We start from the raw sequence: 25,080 nt of genomic DNA, 5'->3' as shown, positions 1-25,080 counted from the left end.
CGCCGGCGCTCAGTACGACGCCTGCGCATGGCCGGCGACAGTGGTTTCGGGGCCGCCCATCCACGCTTGGGCCAGCACCTGCGCAAAGCCGTTTTTAGTGACGGGCTTGCGTGTCTCCAGGCACGCTGCGAGAAGTTCTTGCCAATGGCGGATCACGTCCGGATGCGCCGCGTCGGCCGGATGCAGGCCCAGACGCAGCAGCGGTGTCTGGGCATGCCGCTGCGCCAGCCAGCGCAAGTAGTAGCGTGACACCAGCCGGCGCGCGGGCGAGCGCACGCTGTAGGTCAGGCAGGGTGCCTTGAGCGCGCGCCTCGGGTGCAGCAGATAGAAGCGCTGCAGCGTAGTCGTATAGCGCAGGGGCAGGGCGTCGAGCGCCTCCCAGGTGGCCGGGTTCATCAGCCAGGCGGGGGCGACAAAACCGTGCAGCGGCCAGCCGTTGGCAGCAAACCAGGCGGCGCCGGCTTCAATGCGCGCGCGCGCGGCCGCCAGCGGAATCGCAGAGAACTCGCCTTCACCGGCGGTATAGCGCGTGCGGATCAGTTGGTCGATAACGCCGCCGGGGGGCTGGTCGTCCAGGTGTGCGTAGCCGTGCAGGACAAGTTCATCGCCTTCGGCCAGGCATTCGCTCATGACGCGGCAGAAGCGCTCGCTGCTGCGCGCGGTCGGGCCGCGATAAAAATTGGGAATGACCAGTAGCGACTTTGGCACGCGCGCCACCTCGTCCAACGCAGAGAGCAATACCTTGCACGCAGGCCAGGTGGCGGGCGTGACATCGTGCATGGCAAGAATGAGATAGCGCGACATGATGAGCAGGGTATCTGGGCTACCGGCCGCGCGACGCACGCAGGCGCTCGCGAGCCGGTTGTGGTGTTTCTGCGGCCGTGCCGGCTTGCCTGCCGAGCAACGCCAGATAGCGTTGCAGGAGCTGCGGCAGCACGGCACGCCAGTCGTACTGCATGGCATGGCGGCGTGCGGCGTGTGCCAGCGCCACGGGATCACGTTGGCGCATTGCCTGCAGTGCTTGTGCGAAATCGTCAGCGCGGCAACGGGGCACGGCATAGCCGACGCGCTCGTTCACCAACTCGCTCAAGCCCCCGGCCGCACAGGTGACGACCGGCACGCCACTGGCCATGGCTTCCAGCGCGACCAGGCCGAAGGTTTCCTGATCACCCGCGTGCACGAACACGTCGGCGCTGGCCATGGCGGCAGCCAAGTGGTGTGCATCGCCTTCATAGGCAAGCGCACGCACGTGCTTGCCACGCGGCGCGCTTGGTGGGACTGGCCCCGAACCAATGGTGACGAGCACGCTGCCATCGTTGAGCTTGTCCACCGCGTCGCACAGCACGTGCAGATTCTTTTCCGGCGCGTAACGACCGACGTAGAGCAACACGCGGGCATCGCGCGGCAGGTCGAGCTGTTCGCGCCAGCGCAGCGAGCGCCGCGCGGGATGGAACAGGCGCGTATCCACGCCCAACGGCTGCAGTTCGATGCGCTGCACGCCCAGTTCGGCCACCTTCTGCGCGATATAGCGGCTGGGGACGAACACCGTGTCGAAGTGCGGATACAGCTTGCGGGCGTACGCGGCCGCGGCCAGTTCGGCAGGAGGGCCGCCCAGGCGGCGGAAAAATGCCGGCAGATCGGAGTGATAGAACGCCGCCACCGGCACCTGCAGCCGCGCGCCGGCATGCACGGCAGCCCACGACAGCCGATAGGGGTCGCCCGCTTCAATCAGGTCCGGTGACAGCGCGCACAGCGCCCGCACGGCCGGCCCGGCGCGCAGCGGAATGCGATAGCCGTGCGACAGCGGCAGCGGCACGCCAGGCACCACCGCGATCTCGTTGGTGGCGTCGTCCGCGGTGCCCGGCACGACCAACGTATGCCGCCACTGCGTGGAGCGCAGAAAGTCGTGCTTGGCACGCAGGTAGCGCTTGACGCCTCCGCTTTCCGCCGCCCAGAACATCGTCACGTCCGCCAGATGCAATGCGGCGGTCGAGGCATCGGCGTCGCGGCGCAGCGGGTCGTGATCGGTTGGCAGCTTGCGCACAGGGGCTCCTGTCGGTGGCAGGCGTGTCAAACCTGGCGCCGCATTTCTGCCGGCGCAATGCGCATCAGCCCGCGGTACTTGGCGACTGTGCGGCGTGCAACGATCACGCCCTGCTCGGCCAGCATCTTGGCCAGCGACACGTCGGAGAGCGGCGCGTCAGAGTCTTCGGCTTCGATCATCTCCTTGAGCAGCGCCCGCACCGAGGCAGCCGAGCATGCGCCACCCGTATCCGTGGCGAGCTGGCGCGAGAAGAAGTACTTGAACTCGAAGATGCCGCGCGGCGTGGCCATGTATTTGTTGCCCGTGGCGCGCGAAATGGTGGATTCGTGCAGGCCGAGTTCTTCAGCCACATCACGCAGCACCAGCGGCTTCATGGCCACCTCGCCGTATTCCAGGAAGTGCTTCTGGTGCGCAACGATCGCCTCGGCCACGCGCTGGATGGTGGCAAAGCGCTGCTGTGCATTGCGGATCAGCCAGCGCGCTTCCTGTAGTTGATGCGCCAGCGGCGTGCGATGGTGGCCGCGCGTTTGCGCAAACAACTCTGCGTAGACCTTGTTGATGCGCGCACACGGCGCCACCGACGGGTTCGTCACGGCAATCCATTTGCCCTTGATCTTGGCGACGATCACGTCCGGCACGATGTAGCCCGCATGCGCCTGCGAGAAGCGCTGGCCTGGGCGCGGGTCCAGCATGCGGATCAGTGCGCACGCATCGCGCAGTTCATCTTCGGTACAGCCGAGCGCGCGGCGCATCTGCATGAGTTCGCGCTTGGCCAGGCGCGGCAGGTGGCTGCGCACGATGTCCTGTGCGATCTCCTGGATGCGTTCTTCGGCTTCCGTGTCAGCGGGGCGGGCTTCGATCTGCAGGCGCAGGCATTCCGACAGATCACGCGCGGCCACGCCCGGCGGGTCCAGGCTTTGCACCAGCGCCAGTGCAATCTGCATCTCCTTCTCGGTGGGCGGCGGCTCGACCGGCGCCAGCGGAATCAGCTCGGAGAGCAATTGGCGCAGATAGCCGTCGTCATCCAGCGCTTCAATCAGCGTTTGGGCGAGCAGGCAGTCGCGCTCCGACAGGCGATAGCTGCGCAGCTCCTGATGCAGATGCTCGCGCAGGCTCGGGGTGGAGTGCACCCATTCACCGATGTCGCTGTCTTCACCATCGCCGTGGTGGGCGCCGCCATGGCTGTAGTAGGTGCTGAAGTCGGTGGGAAAATCTTCCGATGCGGCCAGCGCCGGGTCGGTTTCGATGGCGCTGGTGGTGGTCTCCAGCGAGGCCTCGTCAACAGGCGTGTGGTCGGCCGCGGTGCCGTCCAGATCGGCAGAAGCGGCCATGTCGGCCGAGCGCACAGCCTCGGGCTGCGCGCCAGCTTCTTGCTCGACTTCTTCCAGGAACGGATTGCTTGCGAGCGCTTCTTGCATTTCCTGCGCAAATTCGGTTGCAGACAACTGCAGCAACTTGACGGATTGCTGCAGTCGCGGCGTTAGCGCGAGATGCTGCTTCGCACGCATTTCCAGAGCGGCCTTGACCATTCGCCTTGCCTCCTTTGGTGAGTGGGCGTCGACATTTCCGTCGACCAGTCACCGCTTCGATGCAAAGGGTATGCCATGTCAGCAAACCCAGTCGCCACAAGGCTTTATGGGCGGCTGGCACGCCGTTTCTACATGGTCATGTCGTTTTTATATGCGCATTGTTGCCGGCACATGACAGCGCCGGCGATGGGTGCATGCCACAACGGCGGAGACAGAGGGGGTGGCACCGCAGGTACATGCGTTGCTGCGTTGGAGGGTGGGAGACGCGCCTGCGTGCGCTTCCATTGCCTTCTTACCGAACATCCCAGGAGAAACCACATGCGAACACGTTTCCTGAGCGCTGCGCTAGCCAGCGCGATCTTCAGCCTTGGCGTGGGCACGGCCATGGCCCAGACGACGGCCGCACCGGTCGACAACCAGGAATCCAGCAACCCCACCAAGGCGCCGGGCAAGCGCACTGACCCGCCGTCTTCGACTGCCGATCGCACCGCCAATACCCCGATGGCTGGCGCCGAGGCGACACCTGCCGCTGGCGGCAACGACACCAGCAAGCCCATGCACAAGAAGCATCGCCACCACAAGCAGTCGAAGTCTGAGTCGACCGTGCCGGGCGGCGCCAATAGCGCGGGCGATATGTCGCACTCTGGCGTGCAGTCCGGCGGCAACGATGCCGCGACGACGACCGGCAATTCGTACCCCGGTAGCTCGAAGCCAGGTCAGTAACGTTGAAGAAAGGGAAAGGGCTCGCTATGCCGATGACACTCACCACTGCCGTCCGCACGGGCCCGCGCGCCCGCGCGGAGACCGAACCCGCACCGCGCCGGCCGACACCCGAACCGCACGAGCGCCGCCGCCACGAGCATCCGGGCGAGCGCGCGCATGCGCATCCGCGCTAGGGCGTCAGCGCGGATGCAGCCGGTACGACAGTGTCGGAAGGGTTTGAGCTTTGAGAAGGCGCCGCCGTCAGGCCCCTCAGCCCCTCAGCCCCTCAGTTCGCCCTTAGTCCGTCAGGCCGCCATGGCGGCGGCCGCGCTGCTTTGGTACAGGTCGAGGCGGTTGTACAGCGTCTTCAGGCTCACGCCGAGTGTCTTGGCGGCTTGGCGCTTGTCACCATGAAAGTGCTCCAACGTGGCGAGGATCATCGCTCGCTGCGCATCGGCCAGCGTCACGCCCACCGACAGGCTCAGCACGCCTTCCTTCACGGTCGGGCGCGTGGGGCCGCGTGGCGGCGCCAGCGGCGCAGTCAGTTCAACCGTTTTCTCGCCGAGGATATAGCCGCGCTGCACGGCGTTGCGCAACTCGCGCACATTGCCGGGCCACGATTGGTTACGCAGCGCAGTCAGCGCCGAACGCGAGAACATCTTGTCGGTCTGGTGCGCCGCGTTGAACTGGGCGAGGAAGTGCAGGGCCAGTTCTTCGATATCGTCATCGCGCTCACGCAACGGCGGCACATGCAGTGGCACCACGGCCAGGCGGTACATCAGATCTTCACGAAAGGCACCTTCGCTTACCGCTTCCAGCAAGTTGCGGTTGGTGGCCGCGATGATGCGCACGCGCGTCTGGATCGGCTCAGTGCCGCCCACGCGCATGAATACGCCGGTCTCCAGCACGCGCAGCAGCTTGACCTGCATCTCCACCGGCATCTCGGTAATCTCGTCAAGGAAGATCGTGCCGCCGCAGGCATGTTCGAAATAGCCGACATGGCGCTGACCAGCGCCCGTGAAACTGCCCTTTTCGTGGCCGAACAGTTCCGACTCGATGAGATTGGGTGAGATGGCGCCGCAGTTCACGGCGATGAAGGCTTGGTCTGCGCGCGGGCTCATGTCGTGCACCGTGCGCGCAATCAGCTCCTTGCCGGTGCCCGATTCGCCCATGATGAGCACGGTGGCCAGCGTGCCGGACACCTTGCCGATCTGATCGTATAGCGCACGCATGACGGGCGAGCGGCCATAGAGGTGGCCGAAATCCGGCTCGGCAATCGGTTGGGCGGCAGACGTTTCGGTATCCGACGGCACGCGCTCGGTGTCGTCAAAGTCGGTCAGGGAAGGGGGGTAGCGCAGGCGCCCGACGGTCACTGCACGATCTTCGGCGAAGGCTTCGCTCAAGGACATGGCTCCCTCGTGGTTGGTTGCGACGGGGGACGTCCTGGCGAGCGGCCGCATCTTCAGCGATGCAGTCTCCGAAAGGCTGGGTACGTCGTCATTCCGTCACATTGTGTTGAAAAGTTGAGCCATTATCAGCGCCGCCCGAGTGCGTTGTATGTCAGGCATGCGCTGACGTTTCTTCCATCCTGTCGGCCAAACGCTGACAAGAAACGGGCCTGAAACGCAGATGCCGCGTGGGTTTCACATTGCTATGCGGCGTAAGGTCTCCATTTCAGCCTGCGGGTGGCGAAGCGCTGAGCTTCTCAACTATGCTGATTGCTCCGCCATCCCCCGCGGGCTGACGGCCGGAGTGACGCATTCGATCCATTTGTTGCACACGTTCTTGTAAAAATTACCTGCGCCCACGTTACCGGTGCAGGTTTGACCGTGCAATTGCCACGCTTGTATTGGATGGAATACTTTTTGCACCTGCCGCCGGTTCTGTAGTCGAGTGCACCATTGCGCCACGCATGACCGCCGGCCCATGCCGGCTCAATCAACCGAATCGAGATGCCACATATCCTGATTGTCGAAGACGATGCCAACGCGCGCGCCGCTCTGTGTGAGCTGGTGGGTGCCGAGGGCTTCACCACCGCACAGGCCGGTTCCCTGCGCGATGCGCGCATTCAGATGTCGCGTCACAGCCCAGACGCCGTGCTGATCGACCTGCAACTGCCTGACGGCAACGGCATGGATCTGATGGAAGACATCGCGCCGCATTCCGGCACCGAGATCATTGTCATGACCGGCCACGCCAGTGTGGAAACCGCCGTCGAGGCGCTGCGCATGGGCGCGGCCGACTACCTGGTCAAGCCCGTTAATTTCCAACGTTTGAAATCCGTACTTGCGCGCATTCCGCGCCCAGGTGATCTGAAGGCCGAGATCGGCAACCTGCGCGGCGAGTTGCGGCGCCTGGGCCTCTTCGGCCAGATGCTGGGCAACTCGACGGTGATGCAGACGCTGTATGACCAAGTCAGCCGTGTGGCGCCCACCGAAGCAACCGTGCTGCTCATCGGTGAATCCGGCACCGGCAAGGAGCTGGCCGCCCAGACCATCCACGACCTCAGCCTGCGTCGCAAACAGCCCTTTCTGCCCGTCAACTGTGGCGCCATTTCGCCCAACCTGATCGAGTCGGAAATGTTCGGCCACGAGCGCGGCAGCTTTACCGGCGCTGATCGCCAGCACAAGGGCTACTTCGAGCGCGCCAACGGCGGCACGCTGTTCCTTGATGAAATTACCGAGATGCCGATCGAGCTGCAGGTCAAACTGCTGCGCGTGCTGGAAACCGGCGTGTTCATGCGCGTGGGCACCAACCGCGAGATCGACTCTGACGTGCGCGTGATTGCCGCCACCAACCGCGACCCCGAAGAGGCCGTGGCCGACGGCAAGCTGCGCGCCGACCTGTATCACCGCCTGAACGTGTTCCCGCTGCAATTGCCGCCGCTGCGCGAGCGCGGCAAAGACGTCGAACTGCTGGCCCAGCATTTCCTGGATCAGCTCAACGCACAAAGCAACACCAAGAAAGCGTTCTTGCCACCGGCCATGGACACGCTGCGCGGGTATCACTGGCCAGGCAATGTGCGCGAACTGCGCAACTACGTGCAACGTGCATACATCCTGTCGGACGACACCGGCATCGATACGGCCAACGTGCCGCTGCAGGTGTCGAGCACGCAGGTGTCGTCGGGTTCCACGCTCACGATTTCGGTCGGCACGTCGCTGGCGAGCGCCGACAAGAAAATCATCCTGGCTACGCTGGAACAATGCGGTGGTGTGAAGAAGCGTGCGGCCGAACTGCTCGGTATCAGCCTCAAGACGCTTTACAACCGGCTGGAGGAATACGGCAACAGCAACGCCGACGGCGGTGACGACAACAGCGCCGGCTCCGGCCGCGCGCATGCCACCGAGGCATAACCCGGCATCCTGGCGCGGTACGCGGCTTGCTGACCCTGTGGGGTATCCGCCCTGCGGCGGGCAAGCCCATCCAACTGCACAGGAGGTCACCATGCTGCGTTATGCAGTCGTTTTTTTCATCATCGCCCTGATTGCGGCCGTGCTCGGGTTTGGCGGCATTGCTGCCGGCGCTGCGAGCATCGCCAAGATCCTGTTCATGATTTTCGTGGTGCTGTTTGTGGTCAGCCTCATCTGGGGTCTGGTCGCGGGCAGAGGATGACGCCGGGATGACGCTCGCAGCTTTCACCCCGGCTCTGACGATGCCACGCAACCCCAGGAGCGCTGACTGATGGAACCGTCTCAAACCAACCCATTTCCCAAATCCGATGCCAACGGCAACCTGATCCGCGACGACGTGGCGCACGCCGCCGAGCGTGTGAAGGCCACCACCGCACAGGCTATCGACCGCACTGCCGACGCAGCGGCCACCGCACTCGACGAGGCCACTGCCAAGCGCGACCAATGGCGCGCATCGCAGCAGCGCCTGATGCGGGATGCGGCAGACTGCATGCGGTCGTATCCGCTCGCAACGATCGGCTTGGCATTCGGCGCCGGCTTTCTTATCAGCCGGCTGCTGGGCGGCAATGACGGCTGACGGCTGAGGCCCAACCATCCCACAGCCACGGTCGCGCTTGCGTGTGTGCCGTGTGCTGACTACGCTCAAGGTCGAGGTCGGCACCGGGCTGGCCGCGTCGCTTTGCAAGGAATCCCATGCGCCTGGCTGCCTGCTTCGACCGCGACCTGCTCAAGCGTTCTGCCCAGGTACTGATGGGATCGGTGCGGCAGTGGTCGGCACACCGTGCCGCGAGCAAAGGCGCGGCACTGTCGTTCTACACGTTGTTCTCGATGGCGCCGGTGTTGGTGCTGGTTATTTCCATTGCCGGTTTGTTCTTTGGCGAACAGGCCGCGCGCGGCGAAATCTTCGGGCAGATCCAAGGGCTGGTGGGAGCACAGGGTGCCTCTGCGGTGGAAGCTGTGCTTGCCGCCACCAAGCGCTCGGGCAACGGCGCAGTCGCTGCGGCAACGGCCGTCGCGCTGTTGCTGGCGGGGGCGACCACCGCCTTCTCTGAACTCAAGGACAGCCTGGACGAACTCTGGGAGGTCCCCCCGCGCCAGCAGCCGGGGCTGTGGGGTTTGTTGCGATCGCGGCTGCTGTCATTCAGCCTGATCCTGGTGCTGGCGTTTCTGTTGCTGGTGTCGCTCACCATCAACGCGGCGCTGGCGGTGGTGGAGCGCTTTTGGGGCGCGCTGTGGTCAGGCTCGACCTCCGGCATTGCGCTGACGGTGGCCGAGGTGCTGTCGTCGGCGTTCTCATTTGCAGTCGTGGCGCTGCTGTTTGGCACCATCTTCAAGATGCTGCCCGAAACGCGCGTGGCGTGGCGCGACGTTGCCCTGGGCGCCATCGTAACGGCGCTGCTGTTTACGCTGGGCAAACATCTGATCGGCTTGTATCTGGGCAACAGTGCCGTGGCGTCGTCATATGGTGCGGCGGGCTCTGTGGTGGCGCTGATGCTGTGGATTTACTACTCGGCGCAGATTTTCTTTTTTGGCGCGCTGGTTACGCGGCAATATGCGCTGCAATTCGGCAGCCGCCAGTACGAGGCGGCCGGCCAAGCCGATCCGGCCACGCAGGCGGCCTTGCTCAACCCGGCGCTGGCCGCAAACCGTGCGAATGGCGCGGCCAGCGGCAGCGCCCACGCCGCGCGCCACAACCGCTAAAACAAACGCCGCGCCGGATCAATCCCGCGTCAGTTGTTCCAGCAGCATCCCTGCCACAAACGCCAGGCCGATCGTAATGACCGGGTGCTGACGCACGGAGCCACTCGCCTGCTCCGACACATTCGCGTGGAGATTCTTCAACTGTTCGGTGCGCTTGTCGAACTGCGTAAGCGTTGTAGAGAGGACGCTCGCCAGCCGGTCGATGCCCTCGGCGGTGGCATCCTTGACGCGCTGCGCGGTGTGATCGATCTGCGGATGCAGCGTGGTGACGGTGGCACCGTTGGTGCCATTAGTGGCGTTTTTGCCGTTTGTGCCATGGGTGCTGGCGGGCGGCTTGGGGGTCAGTTCGGTCATGAGGCCTCCTGAGCTTGGTCACGTTCAGCCAACCACAAGCAACCGCCATGCCCCAGAAACGTCGAGCGCTGCGCTCAAAAGAAAAGGGCCACGACTGTGGCCCTCGACACGGTGAGGAACTGCGTTGCTAGCCGACCGTCACCACGGTCTTGCGCGCGGCCCAGATTTCAGCTTGCAGGGCGAGTGCGGCGAGTGCCTGCAGGCTGTCCTGCGGCAAAGCCTTGATCCGTTTGCGGCGAGCTGCGGCACGCTGTTGACGCGCCGCGCGCACGCTTTGCTCGTCGAGTTGCCACGCCTTGCGGGTGGTCTCGATGATGCGTTGCACTGCCGGATCGACAGAGGTTCGACTACGCACGATGTTGGACTCCTTGCTTCTTTGCTTCTTTCAATATCGCGGCGTACCCAAACGCGGGTTTCGCGACGGGCTCCACAATACGGGAGCTTCATGACAACTTCGATAACACCGACTCCGAAAGGGTTGTCAGTGCATTCCCACAACGGGTTGGTCTCGCCCATCCGGTTGACGGTTCCTAGGGAGTTTCCCGCCCTTGTCGGCTAGATCAGTCGATCTTAAGCAAGGGCGCCGATCGCGTACAATCTCGGCTGCCCTGATTGACAACGCCGATCAGGCAGTCCACCGGCCGCCGGGAAGCCCCCCGCCAGCCAGCGCCCGCGCCAAGGGCGTATCCATCACTTCTCCCTTTCGGTTTTTGCCTGTGAGTACGCTGCAGCAGGAGATCCGGCGCCGCCGGACGTTCGCCATCATTGCCCACCCGGATGCGGGTAAAACCACGCTCACCGAGAAGCTGCTGTGGTTCGGCGGCGCCATTCAGATGGCCGGCGCCGTGCGCGCGCGCAAGGCCAACCGCCACGCCACCTCCGACTGGATGGAGATGGAAAAGCAGCGCGGCATCTCGGTCACGTCTTCGGTAATGCAGTTTCCGTATCAGAACGACGGTGGCGACTACATCGTTAACCTGCTCGACACCCCAGGCCACGAAGACTTCTCGGAAGACACGTACCGCACGCTCACGGCCGTCGACTCCGCCGTGATGGTGATCGACTCCGTCAACGGCGTGGAAGCGCAGACCATCAAGCTGCTCAACGTCTGCCGCCTGCGCAGCACGCCCATCCTCACGTTCATCAACAAGCTCGACCGAGAAGGCCGCGCGCCCATCGAATTGCTCGATGAAATCGAAAGCGTGCTGCAGATCCAGTGCGCGCCAATGACGTGGCCGATCGGCATGGGCAAATCGTTCAAGGGCGTGTATCACCTGGTGAACGACACGGTGCAACTGTTCGACCCCAACGCCGACAGCGAGAAGGGTGCAACCGCGGGCCTGATCCAGGGTCTGGACAATCCCGAACTGGATCGTGTGCTGGGCTCGCAGGCAGAAGAGCTGCGCATCGACATCGAACTCGTGCGCGGCGCATCGCACACCTTCGATAAAGACGCCTTTCTGGCCGGCAAGCAGTGCCCGGTGTACTTCGGTTCGGCGGTCAACAACTTCGGCGTGCAGTCGCTGCTGGACGCGTTGGTGGGCCAGTCGCCCGAGCCGCTCGCGCGCCCGACCGAAACGCGCGAAGTCAAGCCGCTGGAAGACAAGTTCACCGGTTTCGTCTTCAAGATTCAGGCCAACATGGACCCGAAGCACCGTGACCGCATCGCCTTTGTGCGCGTGTGCTCGGGCCGCTTCGAGCGCGGCATGAAGCTGCTGCAGGTGTCCACCGGCAAGACGGTGGCCATCAACAACGCCATCACCTTCATGGCGCAGGACCGTAACACCACGGAAGAGGCGTTTGCCGGCGACATCATCGGCGTGCCCAACCACGGCACGATCCGCCTGGGCGATGCCTTTACCGAAGGCGAGACGCTCAAGTTCACGGGCATCCCGTCGTTTGCGCCGGAGTTCTTCCGCCGCGCGCGCCTGAACAACCCACTGCGGCTCAAGCAACTGCAGAAGGGTTTGCAGCAACTGGCCGAAGAAGGCGCCACGCAGATGTTCCGCCCGCTGTCGTCGAACGACCTGGTGCTGGGCGCGGTCGGTATCCTGCAGTTCGACGTGGTGGCGCATCGCCTGGAGCACGAGTACGGTGTCGATGCCATCTTCGAACCGCACGAATGCTCCACGGCCCGCTGGCTGCGCGGCAAGCAGGAAGATATCGACAAGCTGATCGACAAGGCCGGCCACAACGTGGCGCTGGATGGCGCTGGCGATTACGTGTACCTGGCGCCGAGCCAGGTGAACCTGCGGCTTACGCAGGAGCGGTTTCCGGACATCCAGTTTATGGAAACGCGGGAAATCGTTTAAGCGACGATGGGTGCAAAGAAACGGGGCCATGTGCCCCGTTTTTCATTGGAGGGGCCGATTTGCGTTCGACTTTGCCGGCCTTGCCCGTAGCTGCTGCCGCCGTGTTTCGCGCTCTTGCAGCCAATGCGGGTGGCGGCGTTGCGGAAGTGCCCAAAGCCATCGGCATGCAGCATGCCGAGCATCGCGCGCAGCTTTGAGAGCTTGTCGAACAAATCAGCGTGCGCTTGATGGCGGCAGTGATCGGGATTGGCTCGGGGTCTGTCATGGCGAGGTCTCCATCGAATTGAGGAAACTCGCCAGCCGGGGGGTGTGGGCGAGCATTGACAAGGTTGGAACCCGAGGCAGAACGCTCGATCGGCGCGAAGCGACGATCAAGAAGCGCTTCAATACGGATACCTATGCGCGACGTCAGGCGCCGTTGCTGTGTCGCTGGCGCTGTATCCGCACCCGCACCGCATCCAGCCCGCCGCTCGCATCCAGCACCACATCTGCGGCAAACACGCCTTGTGCGAGACGCGCAAGCGCGCCGCCGCCCGGCACCTCGACTGCCATGCGCGCACCGCGCTCCAACGCGTGCCGCAACGTGTCGTGCCACAGCACCGGCCGCGCCATGTTCCAGGCCAAGTCTTCAATGATGAGATTTGCGCGAAACAGCGCACGCGCACGGCTGCTGCTGACGTAGGTGACTTGCGGCGCGTGGGCTGGCACCTTGGCGGCGGCAGCGGCCAGCTCGGCGGCTTGTGCATCGAGCAACGGGCAGTGCGACGGCACCGCCATGCACAAGCGCGCTGCGGTGGATGCCCCTTCTGCCCGCGCGCGGGCCATGACTTGCGCGAGCGCGGCATCGCTGCCGGCCACGACAATCTGCCGCTCCGCATTCAGATTGGCGACATAGGCCGGTGTTTGCGCCGAGTGGATCTGCGCGACGATGGCAGCCACTTCCGGCTCGGTCAGGCCGGCGGTGACGGCCATGCCGTAGCCGCGGGGGTAGGCGTCTTCCATGAGCTGGCCGCGCAGACGGACGAGGCGCAGCGCATCGCTGAAACCCAGCACGCCAGCCGCAACGGCGGCGGGCCATGCGCCGATCGACAGCCCCGCCACCATGTCGGGTGCTGCGTCTTGCCGAACCAGCGTGCGCGTGACGGCCACGCTGGCAATCAGCAGGCAGAGCTGCACGGCCACGGTCGAGCGCAACGCCTCTGCGGTATCCAGCGCGTGCGGATCAACGCCCAACACATCGGCTGCCTCAGCCAAGGTTTGCGCGACGGCCGGATCGTTGGGCAACGTGTGAAGCATGTCCACACGTTGGCTGCCTTGGCCGGGGAACATGAAGAGGATGCTCATGCCACATCGCTCCATGAGTCTGCAACGAGGCGGGGGCCGTGGTCGGTCTTGAGCAACGTTTGATGCGGCGATGCCAGCCAGTCTTGTAGCGCGAAGCCACCGTGGCCGGTGTCGATCTGACAATCGACGCGGCATTCGGTATCGCGCAGCAGATGTACGAGCTGATCGCGCTGCGCGGCCGATGGTGCTTGCGGCATGCGCACGACGAGGTCGAGATCGCTGTCTGCATGCAGCACGGGCAAGCCGCTGGCCAGCGCAAAGCCCGTGCCGCCAGTCGGCCCCCACGCCCAGCCGAGTGCGTTGAGCCGGGGCGCCAGCGCGCGCAAGGTACGCAGCGCCGCGAATGGCGGGTCGTGGGCGAGGGTCATGATGGTGGCCGCCAGCGTTTCGGGCGAGACCACGCGCGTGATGGTGGCAACGGCCACGGTGGCCGCACAACGTTCGCTCCGCGCGTTGCCGCGCAGCCCGACCGGGATCGACCCATCCGCACCGCGCGGTGCCCGGCGCACGACAACTGGCGCCCCCAGCCGGCATGCCGTGATGGCCCAGTCCGGCAAGGGTGCGCCGTTCGTCGCCATGGGTGTTTCAGACACCCACAGCAGATCGTGCGCGCGCGGTGGCGTGCGTGTCATCGCAACAGGGCTTGCGTTGCCAGAAACAGCACCGACGGCCCGAGCAAGCAACCGATGCCCGTATGGAACGTGGCCACGAGGGAGCCGTAGGGCACCAGGCGCCGGTCCGTGGCCGCAAGGCCCGCCGACACGCCGCTGACCGTGCCCGCCAACCCGCCGAACACCATGGCCGCGCGCGGGTTGTTCAGGCCCAACGCCTTCGCTGCGAAGGGTGTGCCGACCATCACCAGAATCGCCTTGACGAGCCCGGTGGCAATCGACAACGCCATCACATCTGAGGTGGCGCCCAGCGCCGCGCCCGTCACCGGCCCGACGATGTACGTGACCGCACCCGCGCCGATGGTGGTGACGCTCACCGCATCGGTGTACCCAAAGGCGTAGGCAACGCACGCCCCGACGATGAACGGCAGCACCGTCCCCAGCAGTAGCGAGATCGCGCCGATCATGCCCGCCTTGCGTGCCTCCGTTACCTGCACCTCAAACGCTGTGGCGACGATGGCGAAATCGCGCAGCATCGCACCGCCCATCAGGCCGATGCCGCCGAACAGCTTCAGGTCAGCCAGACCCCGTTCGCCACCGGTCTGCATGCCGCCCCAATAGGCCAGCACCAGCCCGATCATGATGGCGATGGCCGAGCCGTGTACGCGGCCGAAGGTGAGCTTTTTTGACGCCCACATCGACAGACCCATGACGATGCCGACCAGCGCGAACGCCGCCACCAGCCCGTTGTGTTGCAGAACTTTTTCTAGCATTGCCAGCATGGCGGGGCTCCTTATGCGCGGGCTTGTTCGGATTCAGGCATCGGCGGCAGGGGTTGCCGGTCTTCCGCGTTGCCCGTGCGGTTGATGAGCGCGATGCACACGCCGCACACCAGCACCGCGCCGATGGCGCCGAGCAGTGCAACCGGGCCACCGCGCAGTGCCGTCACCACGTTTTGCGTGGCGGCCATTGCCACCACCACCGGGATGTACATTGCGCCCCAGAACGAGACGCCTGCCTCGGTGGCGGCTGGCATCAGCCCGCGCTTGTGCAGGTAGAGCCGCGCGAAGATCAGCAGCAGCATGGCGATGCCCACGCCGCCCACATTGGCTTTTACGCCGATGGCCTGGCCGAGCAAGTCGCCCAGGAAGAGGCCGGCGATATGACAGAGCGCCAGCAGGGTCGTACCGTAAATGATCACGTCTTTGTCTCCTGAAGGAACGGCGATGGATCGCCTGTTGTGGGTTTTTGGGTGATCGAGGGGTGAGGACTGTTTCTTTTTACGTTAGTGGCGCATTCCTAGTTTCACCCCCTGCCGGGGGCGACTCACTTTCTTTGTCTTGCCAAAGAAAGTCAGCAAAGAAAGGCGCGCCCGAGATGGCGAAAGACTCCTTGAATTTCCGTCACCGGGATTCAAGCCGCCATCAAGGGCAGGTACGGCCAAACCGTCTGGGTGCTTAGGTTGGCGCCTAGGCGGGTTCTTGCTTCCTGTTGGTGGTAATCAGGCTGCTACGTTCCACTGCGCGCGCAGGCGTTCGCGCACTTCCGATGACGCCTTGCGCAGCGGTGCGCCCAGCCGGCTTTCCAGCCCGCGCGATGGGTCTGCGGCAATGTCGGCTAATGCTGCGGCAAGTGCGGTCTGCACGGTATCAACGTCGCCCGCATCCGGTGCGTTGGCTGATTTGACCTTCAGCAGTTTCCACAGCAGCCCGAGCGACGCGAAGCTGGCGATGTCATACGCCATGGGTGGAATCTCTTGGGCGAGGCGTTCCAGATCGGCCACGGAGCGTAGTGTCACGCGCGCAGCGGCTGCCTTGCCCATGGCGTGCACCATCACCTCGGCATCGTCCAGTGCGAGCAGGCGGTTGGCCTGATAGCCGTGTGCCAGCAGCGCGCCTGACATGGCGCGCCCGACAATCAGGCCGATCACCGGGTGGCCGGCCAATCGTGCAGCGGCGTAGGCATCCGCTGCTGCGGCCAGTGCGAGGTGGATGCCATAGGCTTCCTCGCGGCGCCCGTAGGCTTGGCTTGCCACGTCAATCACGGCGATGATGGCGCGCTTTTTTTCTTGCCCGGCATCTGCAGCCATGGCATCGCGCACGGCACGCGCGAGCTGCCAGCCTTCGAGCAGGCCGACTTCGCCGTTGCGTGCGCGGGGGAAGCGGTTTTCTGCATCGGGCACAACGGCGATGTAGCGCGCGGGTTGGCCCGCCAGCGCGGTATCCACCACTTGCAGCGTGCTGCCGTAGCCGGCAACCGGCGTGCTGTTGGTGAGCGCGCGCATCCAGGTGGCGCCGCGCGTGGAAAGTGAGGTCTGGCTCATGCGCGATCCTTTGCTGAATTGGCCGAGTAGCGCGCGCGCACGTCTTCGGCCGTGGCTTGGCGCGAGGTGTCAACGGCGGCGAGTTGTGCGAGGTAGTGGTCGATCTGCTCGCTGCGCTGGTGTTTTGGCGCGCCCGCCTGCAGCCACGCGATCACCTGCGCGCGAATCGTGACGGAATCATCTTCAATGCAAACGTCGGCCAGGCCGGTGGCGGTGCGTTGCTCGCCGCCGGTCAGGCTCCAGATGAAGGGGCGGTCGCGCGAGTCGTATTCCTCAATGCCGGCTTCCTGCTCGATCACCTGCGGGCCGTTGAGGCCAAGACGTGCTTCGCGCGTCATCAGCAGGTAGCTGCACAGGCCAGCGGCAATGCTCATGCCGCCAAAGCAGCCGACCACGCCCGCGGTGATGCCGATGACGGGGCCGTACTCGCGCAACGCGCGGATGGCCGCGTGGATTTCAGCAATGGCGGCCAGCCCGAGGTTGGCTTCCTGCAGCCGTACGCCGCCCGTCTCGAAGACGATGACGGCGCGGGTGGGAATGCCGTTGCGGTTGTCTTCCGCTGCCAGCTCCAGCGCGCCTGCGATCTTGGCGCCGGACACCTCGCCCATGCTGCCGCCCTGGAAGGCGCCTTCAATGGCGAGCACCACGGCAGGCTGCCCACCAAGCGTGCCACGTGCGACCACCACGCCGTCGTCAGCCTGCGTGACGATGCCCTGGCGCGGCAGCCACGGTGATGTCAATTGCTCGAACGGGTCCAGCAATTCACGGAACGTGCCGGGGTCAAGCAGGGCAATGGCGCGCCGGCGCGCATCGCGTTCGATAAAGCTGTCGCGTTCAATCGGGTTGCGTGACATGGCGCCTCCTTACGCTTGCGCAAGCGCTTCTAGCGCCTGCTCGAGCCGCAACCGCACCACGGCCGGTGTCGCGCCGAAGTCGTTGATGGTGATCCTGGCCGCTGGCCACGCATGCGAGCCGAATACGCGCGCAAGCTGCGCCTGCCACGTCGCGCTCATGCCGTTGACGGACGTGGTGATGGCCACGTCGATCTGGCCGGCGGTGCCGGGGGTGAGCAGCACCTCCAGATCGCCCGAGCCGACCACGCCGGCATAGGCACGGCGCCCGGCGGGTGCGCCGCCGGTGAACTGAAAATCAAGATGCTCCATGTTCGGTTTCCTGATGAGCGGATTCGATGTCGGACGCTGCGTGCGCGCTGGCGGGCAGGCGGTCGAGGAACAGCGTGGCGGCCAGCAGGTCGGCTGCGCCACCGGGGGACACATGCAGTGCCAGCATGTCTTGTTCAAGCCGGCGGAACGCGCGGCGGCCCTGCGGTGTTGCGAGCCCGCCTTCGGCGCGCACAGTGGCCGCGCCGGTTTGCACGGCGCGCAATGCACTGGCGCCACCGCGCGCGAGCACGCAGGTGTCGTCCAGCGTGGCCATGACGGCGAGCAATGCGTCCACGCGTGCGTGGTCTTCGCGGATGCCTGCGGCGCGCGCGTGGCGCAATGCGGGCAGCGCCACCTTGGTCACGTGCGGAAAGCCGGCACAGGCCTGGCCCTTCGCGCCGCCGACGCCGTAGTCGTTGCACGCACGCTCGCCCTTGTGGCCGGTGGAGGCGGGTGCAAAGCGATCGGGAATGGTGGCCAGGCGGGCTGCGCGGCTTGCAACAGCGGCTGCGTTCAACGCGTGCGGCGCTTGCGCGGCGGCCGTCACCAGCAGGCCGAGTGCCCAGATGGCGCCACGGTGCGTGTTGATGCCGCCGGTGGCATCCAGCATGGCTGCTTCGCCTTCACGGCCGAAGCGGCCGATGCGCTCGCGCAGGGCGAGTTGTGTGCCAACCAGCGTTTCGGTCTGTGCGCCAGCCAGCGCCATGGCCTCAAATGCCGGGCGCAGGGTTTGCGCGGAATGCACCATCAACATCCAGTCGAGATCGTGATGCGCGCCGTTGCCACGCACATCCACAAGACCGGGTTTGGGGGAGAGCGTCACCTCGTCGATGAGCGCGGATTCCACCAGCGCGGCCAGCCGCTTGGCACGCGCTTTGGGGCTGGCTGGCAGGGGGCGCTGCAAGGTTTTCTCCATCACCAGCTCCGAAAGCGTGCAGGCGGGTCGTACAGGCCGCCGGACCATTCAACAAGGTCGGCGATGCTCTTGGCGGCAAGCAGCTCGCGGCTGGCATCGCTGCGGCGCACGTCCAGGTCTTCGGGCAGGGCGATCAGGCCGTCGCGGCGCATCTGTTCAGTCTTGGACGGATCATGGCGCAGGCCGATGGAGGTGACGCCTGCCACAGCGGCGATCATCGCGCGCCGTTCCTCCAACGAACGTGCCTTGTACAGATACGCAATGCCGTCTTCGGTCAGCAGGTGCGTGACATCGTCGCCGTAGATCATGATGGGCGCGAGCGGCATGCCGCTTTGCTTGGCCACCGACACTGCATCCAACGTGTCGACAAAGGTCGGTTTGCCGCCTTCCTGAAAGGTCTCGACCATCTGCACGACCAGCTTCTTGCCGCGCTCCAGCATCGTCACGGGCTCGGTCATGTCAAGCCACGCGGGCGTGGCGTGACGGCGGCCGCGCGGGTCGTGGCCCATGTTGGGCGCGCCACCAAAACCCGCCAGGCGCCCGCGCGTCACGGTGGACGAATGCCCGTCGCCATCCACCTGCAGCGTTGCCCCGATGAACAGATCGACGGCGTATTGACCTGCCAACTGACACAGCATGCGGTTCGAGCGCAGCGAGCCATCGTGGCCGGTAAAGAACACATCGGGGCGCGCTGCCACGTAGCGTTCCATGCCCAGTTCGGTGCCGAAGCAATGCACGCTTTCCACCCAGCCCGATTCAATGGCCGGAATGAGCGTTGGGTGCGGATTGAGCGTCCAGTTGCGGCAGATCTTGCCCTTGAGGCCCAGGCGCTCGCCGTACGTTGGCAGGATCAGCTCGATCGCTGCCGTGTTGAAGCCGATGCCGTGGTTGAGCGACTGCACGTTGTGCCGCTGGTAAATGCCGCGAATGGCCATCATTGCCATCAGCACGTGCACGGGTTTGATGAGGCGCGGGTCGCGCGTGAACAGCGGCTCGATGTAGAACGGCTTGTCGGCCTGCACGATGAAGTCGACCCACGAGCCGGGAATATCCACCCGGGGCAGGTCTGCCGGGTCATCAACGATCTCGTTGACCTGCACGATGACGATGCCGTCGGAAAACGCGGCGGGTTCGACCAGTGCAGGCGTGTCTTCAGTGCTGGGGCCGGTGTAGATGTTGCCTTGGCGGTCGGCCTTGAAACCGGCCACCAATGACACATTGGGAATCAGGTCTACCACCAGCCGCGCATACAGCTCGATGTAGGTGTGGATGGCGCCGACTTCCAGCAGGCCATCCGCCAGCAATTGGCTGATGCGCAGGCTCTGCGGCCCGGCAAACGAGAAGTCCAGCTTGTGCGCAATGCCCGCTTCAAACAGATCCAGATGCTCGGCGCGGCTTACGCTCGGCATGATCATGTGCAGATCGTGCAGGCGCTCGGGGTTGACCTTGGCCAGCGAGCGCGACAGAAAGTCAGCCTGCTTCTGGTTGTTGCCCTCCAGCACGACGCGATCGCCGGGAGCGAGCAGCGCTTCAAGCGCGGCGACGATATCGCCAGTGGGGATGACCTTGCCGTTGGCGATCCGGCGCGCCGCAGCCAGGCGGCGTTCTTTCTCGTCGCGCCGCTTGCGCCACTGAGGCGGGATGGCGGCGTTGGCCGGATTGTTGGACATCGCTTGCATGAGTGGACAGCTCCAACCGTGGACTCGATGGGCTGTACCGTATGCCGTAAGAACGTGCACTTCAATCAACCTTGGCACGGTTTCATTAACTTCAGGTTAATGAAACAATGCGCAGATCGCGGCAAAGTGCAGGCCCGGCTCATCACAGACCCAAGCCCCGACCCAAGCCCGGCGGAGACAAACCATGGCAATCGACGAAGACATCACGTTGAAGAAGCTGGAGGTGTTCCAGTCTTTCATGACGCTGGGCAACATGGCGCGCGTGTCTGAGGCGCTGGGCCAGAGCACGGTGAGCGTGCATCGCGCGCTGCATTCATTGGAAGAAGGATTGCGCTGCCCGCTGTTCAAGCGCGACGGGCGCAAGCTGATTCCGCTGTCCACCGCCTACGTGTTTGCCGAGCATGTGGAGCGCATCCTGGCCGAATGTGAAGCTGGCGTGCGTCGCACGCGCGAGGCAGCGGGCTTCTCATCAACCACGCTGAAGATCGGCGGGCTGTATTCGATGACGGTGGGCACGCTGCCGCGCATCTTCGCCGGGCTCAAGACGCGCCGCTCCGCGCTCGACATCGAACTCACGTTGGGCTCGAACCGCAGCCTGCTGGCCAAGCTGGAAGACGGCCAGCTCGATGCCATCGTCATAGCGCTGGGCGAGCCGCTGCGTAATCCCGATCTGCTGACGGTGCCGATGTTTGCCGACGAGATTCTGTTTGCCGCGCCGCTTGCCTCGCCGTACGCATCGTCGGCGGAAATCGATCTGCAAACCGTGCGCAGCGAAAAGTTCGTCGCGCTTGGTGATGACTTTGCGACGTATCACGACTTTATGGCCGCGTTCGACAAGGCCGGTTTTGCGCCGCAGATCGCGCTGCGCGTGGGTGACATCTTCTCGCTCATGAACCTGGTGAGTGGCGGCATCGGCTACGCGCTGCTGCCGCGCCGCGTGGCAGATTTCAGCCCCAGGGTGCAGTTGATTCCGCTGGCCGCGCGCTATGCGATCAGCCAGCACATTGTGCTGGTGATGCAGCGCAACCGGGAGCGGGACCCGAACTTGTTGGCGTTATCGGCGGAGTGTCGGTTGTTGGGTGGGAAGGCGGCCGGGTGAAAAAACGCGTGGCCATCGCACTTTAAGAATCTGCCGATGTTCATGTCCCGAGACGGTCACTAGAATCCACTCGCCTTCGCACTAGCGGAGGCCTGGGTTTAGCGACCTGGTCAGGACAGTGAACATCCGTTCATTGTGTACACTCACGTCCGTTTTCAAAGGCGGGCCGGGTGAGGAGACCGCAAGGTCTACTGGGTCCTGACACCAGTCGCTAACCTCGCCGTCGGGCCCGCCACCCTCGTTTAGCGACGAGGAGCGTGCCCATGATCCGTCGATCGTCAGGAGACGTCATGGCCATCCAGCAAAGCGGGCTTCGCCCCGCATCTTTCCCTTCTCCTCCGCTAACTCGCCGCACGCCGTACCAATCTGGCGCGTTGCGCGCGCAGCGCTTTCTGCGGCTCGCGCAGCGCTCGATGTCTCGGCATCGGGTGTTCCAGCCTGCGCTCCTGCGCGAAACGCTGGACTATGTGCTCGGCGCGCGCTCGCTCGAATATCGCGCGGGGTTTCTCGACACGATTGGCGCGTATGTGCTGCTCGCGCTGGAGGGGTGCCAGTTGAACCCAGGTACATGGGATGCACTGGAAGCCGTTGGGCGTCAATAGGGCCTGCGCCAAATGAACACGCCCTGAGCAGGTCAGGGCGTCTCTGAGCTTTTCCACCTTGGCGTTACGCCACCTCAACTGCCGGTGCAATCTGCAGCGCATTTACTGGAACCGCCATTGCGCAGCCATTGGCAAGGCAAACGAATGCGGCCCGAGCCCTCCGCCGAAATCCGCAATGTAGGCACATCAACGAGAATTAGACTGGCTCAGTAAGGGCCGTCCGATTGGCGGCGGAGGGGGCGACCATGAAGTCAGCCGACAGCAACACACGTGCCGTTGGGGGCGCCTTGGCCGGGGTTTTGGGCCTGCTGCTTTGGACCGGACCCGGCGCGGCGCAGGATAGACCCAGCGCGGCCCAAGCGCATGCGGTGCACCACGATGTCTCGCCTCCGCTGGCGAACATGGTGCCGCTTAAGCCAGCGCTTGGCCAACGGATCAAGCTGCTGGGGCGACTCCCATCGCCGCAGGCACCGGCGAGCCAGTCGGATCCTGTTTTGCAAAGCACCACCACCGGCTTGCTCGTGCCGGTGACGGTGGGCCAGGACTTGCTCGGGCTGGGCCAGCATTATCCCGGGTTCACGGTCAACGGCATTCCGCCTGATCCCAATAGCGCCGTCGGGGCAACCCAGGTTGTACAGTGGGTGAATGAATCGTTCGTGGTGTTCGACAAAAGCACTGGCGTCGCTCTGTACGGTCCGACAGCGGGCAATACCTTGTGGCAAGGCTTTGACCCGACGGGCCTTGGCGCGCTGTGCGGACAAGATAATGATGGCGATCCGATCGTCCAATATGACAAGCTCGCCAACCGCTGGGTCATGACCCAGTTTGCCGTGACCGGCGCTGACGGCAGCGCGGCCCACCCCTATTTGCAGTGCGTTGCGGTTTCTACGACGTCGGATGCGAGGGGCTCCTGGAATCGCCACGCCTTTGCCTACAGCGATTTCCCTGATTACCCCAAACTCGGGGTATGGCCGGACGGCTATTACACGACGTTCAATATGTTCAAGGTATCCAGCTTCGTCGGTGCCCAAGTGTGCGCCTATGACCGGCAAGCCATGCTGTTGGGCAACCCCGCAACCCAGCAGTGTTTCCAACTCGGATCGAGCGTTGCCGGCCTGCTGCCGGCCGATCTTGACGGGCCGACCCAGGCGCCGCCCGCCGGATCCCCGAACTTCCTGCTCAGCCTTGGCGTGAATGCGCTGAACCTCTGGAAGTTTCATGTCGACTGGAGCAACGCTGCCAATTCCACGCTGCGTGGTCCGACCAGCATCCCGGTGGCGCCCTTCAATCAAGCCTGCGGCGGTGGTGCGTGCATTCCTCAACAAAACACCGCTCAGAAGCTCGATTCTCTAGGCGACCGCTTGATGTATCGCCTCGCTTACCGGAACTTCGGGGCGCATGAGTCTTTGGTGGTCAACCACTCCGTGCAAGTGGGATCGACGAGAAAGGGATACACCGGGGTGCGATGGTATGAATTGCGCAATCCGAACGGTACGCCAACGGTCTTTCAACAAGGCACCTACGCGCCTGATTCGAAATTCCGCTGGATGGGAAGCATTGCGATGGACAAGGTCGGCAACATGGCGATGGGGTACAGCGTCTCAAGCGGCAGCATGCCACCCACCCTACGCTATACGGGCCGATTGGCGACCGACGCGCTTAACACCATGCAAGCGGAGGCGATTGCGATTAACGGGAACGTTTATGGCAGCGGCTCACAAACGTCCTATAACCGATGGGGCGATTATTCAAGCATGAGCGTGGACCCGGTGGATGGGTGCACCTTCTGGTACACCAACGAATACTTGGTCGCCACCGGCAACTTCAATTGGGATACGCGGCTGTTTTCGTTCAAGTTTGCCAATTGCAATTGAGGCAGTGCGTCGTTCGGTTACCAAGCAAGCCGCCCACGGAAAGGGCGGCTTGCTTAATTGACAGCGGCAACCGATTCACTCGCTTCACCGCTGCCTCCTCCTCTTGCTCCGTCTTCCTTGAACCGGCTTGAAGCCCCCGCGCGACATTCTGGCAGGGATCGATCGAATTGTTCGCGAGCTTGTACTGCTCGTCTGAGCGGAATAAATTGAGCAGGGTGATTGCGGCGTGCGATGCGCGCGGCGACGGCTTTGAGGAGACGACAATGACCAGGATGGCGTTAGGCATACGTTTAGCGTTGGCAGCGGTGTTAGCGATCGGCCTCATCGGGGCGAAGACGTTGGCCGCCGCTGGGAGCCCCACCACGGACGGCGGATCGGCCGCAATCGTAAAACTTCAGGGCTATAACATCGACCCGGCGAAGGTTTTCGTTGCGGGCATTTCGTCTGGCGGTTTTGCGGCGGTGCAGATGCATGTCGCGCACTCCTCGACCTTCAAGGGGGCCGCTGTCTACGCTGGCGGGGTGTACTGGTGTGCCGGCGCCGGAGGCGCGGCGACAGCATTGGCAAATTGCGGCGGCTTGACGCTTGCGTCGAATCAGGCGTCGTACAACAGCACGCTTGCGGCATCCGAGGCGTATTTGGATGCGCAATCGTCTCTTGGCACCATCGATCCGGCGACGAATCTGCGTGGACAGCCCGTCTATCTTTGGTCCGGCACGCAAGACGTCGTCGTCAATCCGCTTGAGATGGCTGACCTCAACTCGGAATACAAACGTTATGGGGCCAATGTTCACTTCGACAATGCGTATCCCGCCGCGCACGGCTGGGAATCGCCCGACGGCGAACTTGCATGTGGCACGCTCGGGAGCCCCTACATGGTGCGCTGCGCGGCGAACGGCGCGGTCTACGATTCCGTACAAACGTGGCTGACGATGTTCCTCGGCACATTGGAGCCGCGCAACAATGGAAAGCTGTCGGGTACGCTCGCGGCATTTGATCAAACGGAGTTTGGGGCGTCGCCAACCGTTTCGATGAGTTCAACCGGGAGCGTTTTTGTGCCGAAAGCGTGTGCGCGGGGCGACAAGTGCGGATTCGTGCTCGCCCTCCACGGCTGTTTGCAGGAAGCATCGCTGATCGGAAACCGTTGGGTGACCGAGGCCGGCATCAATGCATGGGCCGACACAAACAAACTCGTGGTCGTGTATCCCGACACGATCGCGTCGTCTGCGCCAGGCACGACGAACCCGAATGCATGCTTCGACTGGTGGGGCTACTCCAATCAATACGACCCGAACTACGCGCTCAAGAACGGCTTGCAGATGTCGGTGCTCTACGCAATGGTGCAGCGCGTGACTGGCAGACCGTAGGTCAGTCGATGCGGGAGCGGGATGCGGGATAACGGTGGGGCTGTCGA

At 64.2% G+C, this 25,080-nt stretch carries 28 protein-coding genes; 11 read left to right on the top strand and 17 right to left on the bottom strand.

Features of this window, described 5'->3' with window-relative positions; all coding sequences use genetic code 11:
- Positions 1-9: 9 nt before the first annotated feature.
- Genes PSUB009319_RS00735 through PSUB009319_RS00725 form a run of 3 tightly spaced genes read right to left on the bottom strand, consistent with a single transcriptional unit; the run spans position 10 to position 3,573 of the window.
- Complete coding sequence (locus PSUB009319_RS00735) at positions 10-804, bottom strand: DUF2334 domain-containing protein (protein ID WP_124380346.1); 795 nt, start codon at positions 802-804, stop codon at positions 10-12.
- 19 nt (positions 805-823) lie between these two features.
- Positions 824-2,044: a glycosyltransferase family 1 protein gene (locus tag PSUB009319_RS00730; protein WP_124380345.1), complete on the bottom strand. Its 1,221-nt coding sequence runs from the start codon at positions 2,042-2,044 to the stop codon at positions 824-826.
- A 26-nt stretch (positions 2,045-2,070) separates the two neighbouring features.
- Positions 2,071-3,573, bottom strand: a complete 1,503-nt coding sequence (locus PSUB009319_RS00725) for an RNA polymerase factor sigma-54 (RefSeq protein WP_124380344.1) — start codon at positions 3,571-3,573, stop codon at positions 2,071-2,073.
- 318 nt (positions 3,574-3,891) lie between these two features.
- On the opposite strand from PSUB009319_RS00725, the gene PSUB009319_RS00720 reads away from it, so the two are divergent.
- On the top strand, positions 3,892-4,296 hold the full coding sequence (locus tag PSUB009319_RS00720; RefSeq protein WP_124380343.1) for a hypothetical protein: 405 nt from the start codon (positions 3,892-3,894) through the stop codon (positions 4,294-4,296).
- A gap of 32 nt (positions 4,297-4,328) precedes the next feature.
- Positions 4,329-4,469 (top strand): hypothetical protein, encoded by a 141-nt coding sequence (locus PSUB009319_RS22810; protein WP_185453405.1) that lies wholly within the window; start codon positions 4,329-4,331, stop codon positions 4,467-4,469.
- 111 nt (positions 4,470-4,580) lie between these two features.
- On the opposite strand, the gene PSUB009319_RS00715 is transcribed toward PSUB009319_RS22810, so the two are convergent.
- Positions 4,581-5,684 (bottom strand): sigma-54-dependent Fis family transcriptional regulator, encoded by a 1,104-nt coding sequence (locus PSUB009319_RS00715; RefSeq protein ID WP_124380342.1) that lies wholly within the window; start codon positions 5,682-5,684, stop codon positions 4,581-4,583.
- Positions 5,685-6,227: 543 nt separating this feature from the next.
- Here PSUB009319_RS00715 and PSUB009319_RS00710 point away from each other — a divergent pair.
- From PSUB009319_RS00710 to PSUB009319_RS00695, 4 genes are all read left to right on the top strand, one after another.
- Positions 6,228-7,631, top strand: a complete 1,404-nt coding sequence (locus tag PSUB009319_RS00710) for a sigma-54 dependent transcriptional regulator (RefSeq protein ID WP_124380341.1) — start codon at positions 6,228-6,230, stop codon at positions 7,629-7,631.
- A gap of 91 nt (positions 7,632-7,722) precedes the next feature.
- Positions 7,723-7,890, top strand: a complete 168-nt coding sequence (locus PSUB009319_RS00705; protein WP_004632450.1) for a DUF1328 domain-containing protein — start codon at positions 7,723-7,725, stop codon at positions 7,888-7,890.
- 69 nt (positions 7,891-7,959) lie between these two features.
- Positions 7,960-8,265: a hypothetical protein gene (locus PSUB009319_RS00700; protein WP_124380340.1), complete on the top strand. Its 306-nt coding sequence runs from the start codon at positions 7,960-7,962 to the stop codon at positions 8,263-8,265.
- 116 nt (positions 8,266-8,381) lie between these two features.
- Positions 8,382-9,389 (top strand): YihY/virulence factor BrkB family protein, encoded by a 1,008-nt coding sequence (locus tag PSUB009319_RS00695; RefSeq protein ID WP_124380339.1) that lies wholly within the window; start codon positions 8,382-8,384, stop codon positions 9,387-9,389.
- 18 nt (positions 9,390-9,407) lie between these two features.
- Here the strand turns inward: PSUB009319_RS00695 and PSUB009319_RS00690 are convergent, their stop codons facing one another.
- Both PSUB009319_RS00690 and PSUB009319_RS00685 read right to left on the bottom strand, forming a co-directional pair.
- Positions 9,408-9,743: a hypothetical protein gene (locus PSUB009319_RS00690; RefSeq protein WP_124380338.1), complete on the bottom strand. Its 336-nt coding sequence runs from the start codon at positions 9,741-9,743 to the stop codon at positions 9,408-9,410.
- Positions 9,744-9,870: 127 nt separating this feature from the next.
- The gene (locus PSUB009319_RS00685) at positions 9,871-10,098 is read right to left on the bottom strand and encodes a hypothetical protein (protein WP_124380337.1); all 228 of its coding nucleotides are present in this window, start codon (positions 10,096-10,098) and stop codon (positions 9,871-9,873) included.
- A 361-nt stretch (positions 10,099-10,459) separates the two neighbouring features.
- On the opposite strand from PSUB009319_RS00685, the gene PSUB009319_RS00680 reads away from it, so the two are divergent.
- Complete coding sequence (locus PSUB009319_RS00680) at positions 10,460-12,055, top strand: peptide chain release factor 3 (RefSeq protein ID WP_124380336.1); 1,596 nt, start codon at positions 10,460-10,462, stop codon at positions 12,053-12,055.
- Here the strand turns inward: PSUB009319_RS00680 and PSUB009319_RS00675 are convergent.
- The 10 genes from PSUB009319_RS00675 to mdcA form a co-directional block, all read right to left on the bottom strand.
- On the bottom strand, positions 12,052-12,267 hold the full coding sequence (locus PSUB009319_RS00675) for a hypothetical protein (RefSeq protein ID WP_124380335.1): 216 nt from the start codon (positions 12,265-12,267) through the stop codon (positions 12,052-12,054). The two genes, PSUB009319_RS00680 and PSUB009319_RS00675, sit on opposite strands and share 4 nt — an antisense overlap.
- Positions 12,268-12,463: 196 nt before the next feature.
- Positions 12,464-13,399, bottom strand: coding sequence for a malonate decarboxylase subunit epsilon (gene mdcH / locus PSUB009319_RS00670; protein WP_124380334.1), 936 nt, complete (start codon positions 13,397-13,399; stop codon positions 12,464-12,466).
- Positions 13,396-14,031 carry a malonate decarboxylase holo-ACP synthase gene (locus tag PSUB009319_RS00665; RefSeq protein WP_124380333.1) on the bottom strand — a complete coding sequence of 212 codons (636 nt, stop codon included), beginning with the start codon at positions 14,029-14,031 and terminating at the stop codon, positions 13,396-13,398. The genes mdcH and PSUB009319_RS00665 overlap by 4 nt, the downstream gene beginning before the upstream one ends.
- A complete protein-coding gene (gene madM / locus PSUB009319_RS00660; RefSeq protein WP_124380332.1) occupies positions 14,028-14,792 on the bottom strand; it encodes a malonate transporter subunit MadM in 765 nt (254 codons plus the stop codon). Before madM ends, PSUB009319_RS00665 begins: the two co-directional genes overlap by 4 nt.
- Before the next feature lie 11 nt (positions 14,793-14,803).
- A complete protein-coding gene (gene madL / locus PSUB009319_RS00655) occupies positions 14,804-15,211 on the bottom strand; it encodes a malonate transporter subunit MadL (RefSeq protein WP_124380331.1) in 408 nt (135 codons plus the stop codon).
- A 300-nt stretch (positions 15,212-15,511) separates the two neighbouring features.
- Entirely contained in the window at positions 15,512-16,333 is an 822-nt protein-coding gene (gene mdcE / locus PSUB009319_RS00650) for a biotin-independent malonate decarboxylase subunit gamma (RefSeq protein WP_124380330.1), read from the bottom strand.
- Entirely contained in the window at positions 16,330-17,187 is an 858-nt protein-coding gene (locus PSUB009319_RS00645; protein WP_124380329.1) for a biotin-independent malonate decarboxylase subunit beta, read from the bottom strand. Before PSUB009319_RS00645 ends, mdcE begins: the two co-directional genes overlap by 4 nt.
- Positions 17,188-17,196: 9 nt before the next feature.
- On the bottom strand, positions 17,197-17,496 hold the full coding sequence (locus PSUB009319_RS00640) for a malonate decarboxylase subunit delta (RefSeq protein WP_124380328.1): 300 nt from the start codon (positions 17,494-17,496) through the stop codon (positions 17,197-17,199).
- Positions 17,483-18,412, bottom strand: a complete 930-nt coding sequence (locus PSUB009319_RS00635) for a triphosphoribosyl-dephospho-CoA synthase (RefSeq protein ID WP_124380327.1) — start codon at positions 18,410-18,412, stop codon at positions 17,483-17,485. Before PSUB009319_RS00635 ends, PSUB009319_RS00640 begins: the two co-directional genes overlap by 14 nt.
- Positions 18,412-20,091, bottom strand: coding sequence for a malonate decarboxylase subunit alpha (gene mdcA, locus PSUB009319_RS00630; RefSeq protein ID WP_124380326.1), 1,680 nt, complete (start codon positions 20,089-20,091; stop codon positions 18,412-18,414). The genes PSUB009319_RS00635 and mdcA overlap by 1 nt, the downstream gene beginning before the upstream one ends.
- Positions 20,092-20,275: 184 nt before the next feature.
- On the opposite strand from mdcA, the gene PSUB009319_RS00625 reads away from it, so the two are divergent.
- From PSUB009319_RS00625 to PSUB009319_RS00615, 3 genes are all read left to right on the top strand, one after another.
- Positions 20,276-21,190: a LysR substrate-binding domain-containing protein gene (locus PSUB009319_RS00625; protein ID WP_124380325.1), complete on the top strand. Its 915-nt coding sequence runs from the start codon at positions 20,276-20,278 to the stop codon at positions 21,188-21,190.
- Between the two features lie 290 nt (positions 21,191-21,480).
- Positions 21,481-21,792 carry a hypothetical protein gene (locus PSUB009319_RS00620; RefSeq protein WP_124380324.1) on the top strand — a complete coding sequence of 104 codons (312 nt, stop codon included), beginning with the start codon at positions 21,481-21,483 and terminating at the stop codon, positions 21,790-21,792.
- Positions 21,793-22,037: 245 nt separating this feature from the next.
- Positions 22,038-23,666 (top strand): hypothetical protein, encoded by a 1,629-nt coding sequence (locus tag PSUB009319_RS00615; RefSeq protein ID WP_124380323.1) that lies wholly within the window; start codon positions 22,038-22,040, stop codon positions 23,664-23,666.
- Here the strand turns inward: PSUB009319_RS00615 and PSUB009319_RS00610 are convergent.
- Positions 23,644-23,952, bottom strand: a complete 309-nt coding sequence (locus PSUB009319_RS00610; protein WP_124380322.1) for a hypothetical protein — start codon at positions 23,950-23,952, stop codon at positions 23,644-23,646. The two genes, PSUB009319_RS00615 and PSUB009319_RS00610, sit on opposite strands and share 23 nt — an antisense overlap.
- Between PSUB009319_RS00610 and PSUB009319_RS00605 the strand changes: the two genes are divergently transcribed.
- Positions 23,930-25,033, top strand: a complete 1,104-nt coding sequence (locus PSUB009319_RS00605; RefSeq protein ID WP_124380321.1) for a prolyl oligopeptidase family serine peptidase — start codon at positions 23,930-23,932, stop codon at positions 25,031-25,033. The genes PSUB009319_RS00610 and PSUB009319_RS00605 overlap by 23 nt on opposite strands.
- Positions 25,034-25,080 lie beyond the last annotated feature (47 nt).

Origin of the sequence: Ralstonia sp. SET104 (genome assembly GCF_003851545.1) — a bacterium.
Classification (GTDB): Bacteria; Pseudomonadota; Gammaproteobacteria; order Burkholderiales; family Burkholderiaceae; genus Ralstonia.
The sequence above is the reverse complement of the archived record's forward strand: the minus strand, read 5'-3'. Positions and strand labels throughout refer to the sequence as shown.

Bases quoted from the DNA above. Each gene is read 5' to 3' on its own strand.
- PSUB009319_RS00735 (WP_124380346.1), bottom strand. From the start codon at position 804: ATGTCGCGCTATCTCATTCTTGCCATGCACGATGTCACGCCCGCCACC.
- PSUB009319_RS00725 (WP_124380344.1), bottom strand. From the start codon at position 3,573: ATGGTCAAGGCCGCTCTGGAAATGCGTGCGAAGCAGCATCTCGCGCTA.
- PSUB009319_RS00720 (WP_124380343.1), top strand. From the start codon at position 3,892: ATGCGAACACGTTTCCTGAGCGCTGCGCTAGCCAGCGCGATCTTCAGC.
- PSUB009319_RS22810 (WP_185453405.1), top strand. From the start codon at position 4,329: ATGACACTCACCACTGCCGTCCGCACGGGCCCGCGCGCCCGCGCGGAG.
- PSUB009319_RS00715 (WP_124380342.1), bottom strand. From the start codon at position 5,684: ATGTCCTTGAGCGAAGCCTTCGCCGAAGATCGTGCAGTGACCGTCGGG.
- PSUB009319_RS00710 (WP_124380341.1), top strand. From the start codon at position 6,228: ATGCCACATATCCTGATTGTCGAAGACGATGCCAACGCGCGCGCCGCT.
- PSUB009319_RS00705 (WP_004632450.1), top strand. From the start codon at position 7,723: ATGCTGCGTTATGCAGTCGTTTTTTTCATCATCGCCCTGATTGCGGCC.
- PSUB009319_RS00700 (WP_124380340.1), top strand. From the start codon at position 7,960: ATGGAACCGTCTCAAACCAACCCATTTCCCAAATCCGATGCCAACGGC.
- PSUB009319_RS00695 (WP_124380339.1), top strand. From the start codon at position 8,382: ATGCGCCTGGCTGCCTGCTTCGACCGCGACCTGCTCAAGCGTTCTGCC.
- PSUB009319_RS00690 (WP_124380338.1), bottom strand. From the start codon at position 9,743: ATGACCGAACTGACCCCCAAGCCGCCCGCCAGCACCCATGGCACAAAC.
- mdcH (WP_124380334.1), bottom strand. From the start codon at position 13,399: ATGAGCATCCTCTTCATGTTCCCCGGCCAAGGCAGCCAACGTGTGGAC.
- PSUB009319_RS00665 (WP_124380333.1), bottom strand. From the start codon at position 14,031: ATGACACGCACGCCACCGCGCGCGCACGATCTGCTGTGGGTGTCTGAA.
- madM (WP_124380332.1), bottom strand. From the start codon at position 14,792: ATGCTGGCAATGCTAGAAAAAGTTCTGCAACACAACGGGCTGGTGGCG.
- mdcE (WP_124380330.1), bottom strand. From the start codon at position 16,333: ATGAGCCAGACCTCACTTTCCACGCGCGGCGCCACCTGGATGCGCGCG.
- PSUB009319_RS00645 (WP_124380329.1), bottom strand. From the start codon at position 17,187: ATGTCACGCAACCCGATTGAACGCGACAGCTTTATCGAACGCGATGCG.
- PSUB009319_RS00640 (WP_124380328.1), bottom strand. From the start codon at position 17,496: ATGGAGCATCTTGATTTTCAGTTCACCGGCGGCGCACCCGCCGGGCGC.
- PSUB009319_RS00635 (WP_124380327.1), bottom strand. From the start codon at position 18,412: ATGGAGAAAACCTTGCAGCGCCCCCTGCCAGCCAGCCCCAAAGCGCGT.
- mdcA (WP_124380326.1), bottom strand. From the start codon at position 20,091: ATGCAAGCGATGTCCAACAATCCGGCCAACGCCGCCATCCCGCCTCAG.
- PSUB009319_RS00625 (WP_124380325.1), top strand. From the start codon at position 20,276: ATGGCAATCGACGAAGACATCACGTTGAAGAAGCTGGAGGTGTTCCAG.
- PSUB009319_RS00620 (WP_124380324.1), top strand. From the start codon at position 21,481: ATGGCCATCCAGCAAAGCGGGCTTCGCCCCGCATCTTTCCCTTCTCCT.
- PSUB009319_RS00615 (WP_124380323.1), top strand. From the start codon at position 22,038: ATGAAGTCAGCCGACAGCAACACACGTGCCGTTGGGGGCGCCTTGGCC.
- PSUB009319_RS00605 (WP_124380321.1), top strand. From the start codon at position 23,930: ATGACCAGGATGGCGTTAGGCATACGTTTAGCGTTGGCAGCGGTGTTA.
- PSUB009319_RS00610 (WP_124380322.1), bottom strand. From the start codon at position 23,952: ATGCCTAACGCCATCCTGGTCATTGTCGTCTCCTCAAAGCCGTCGCCG.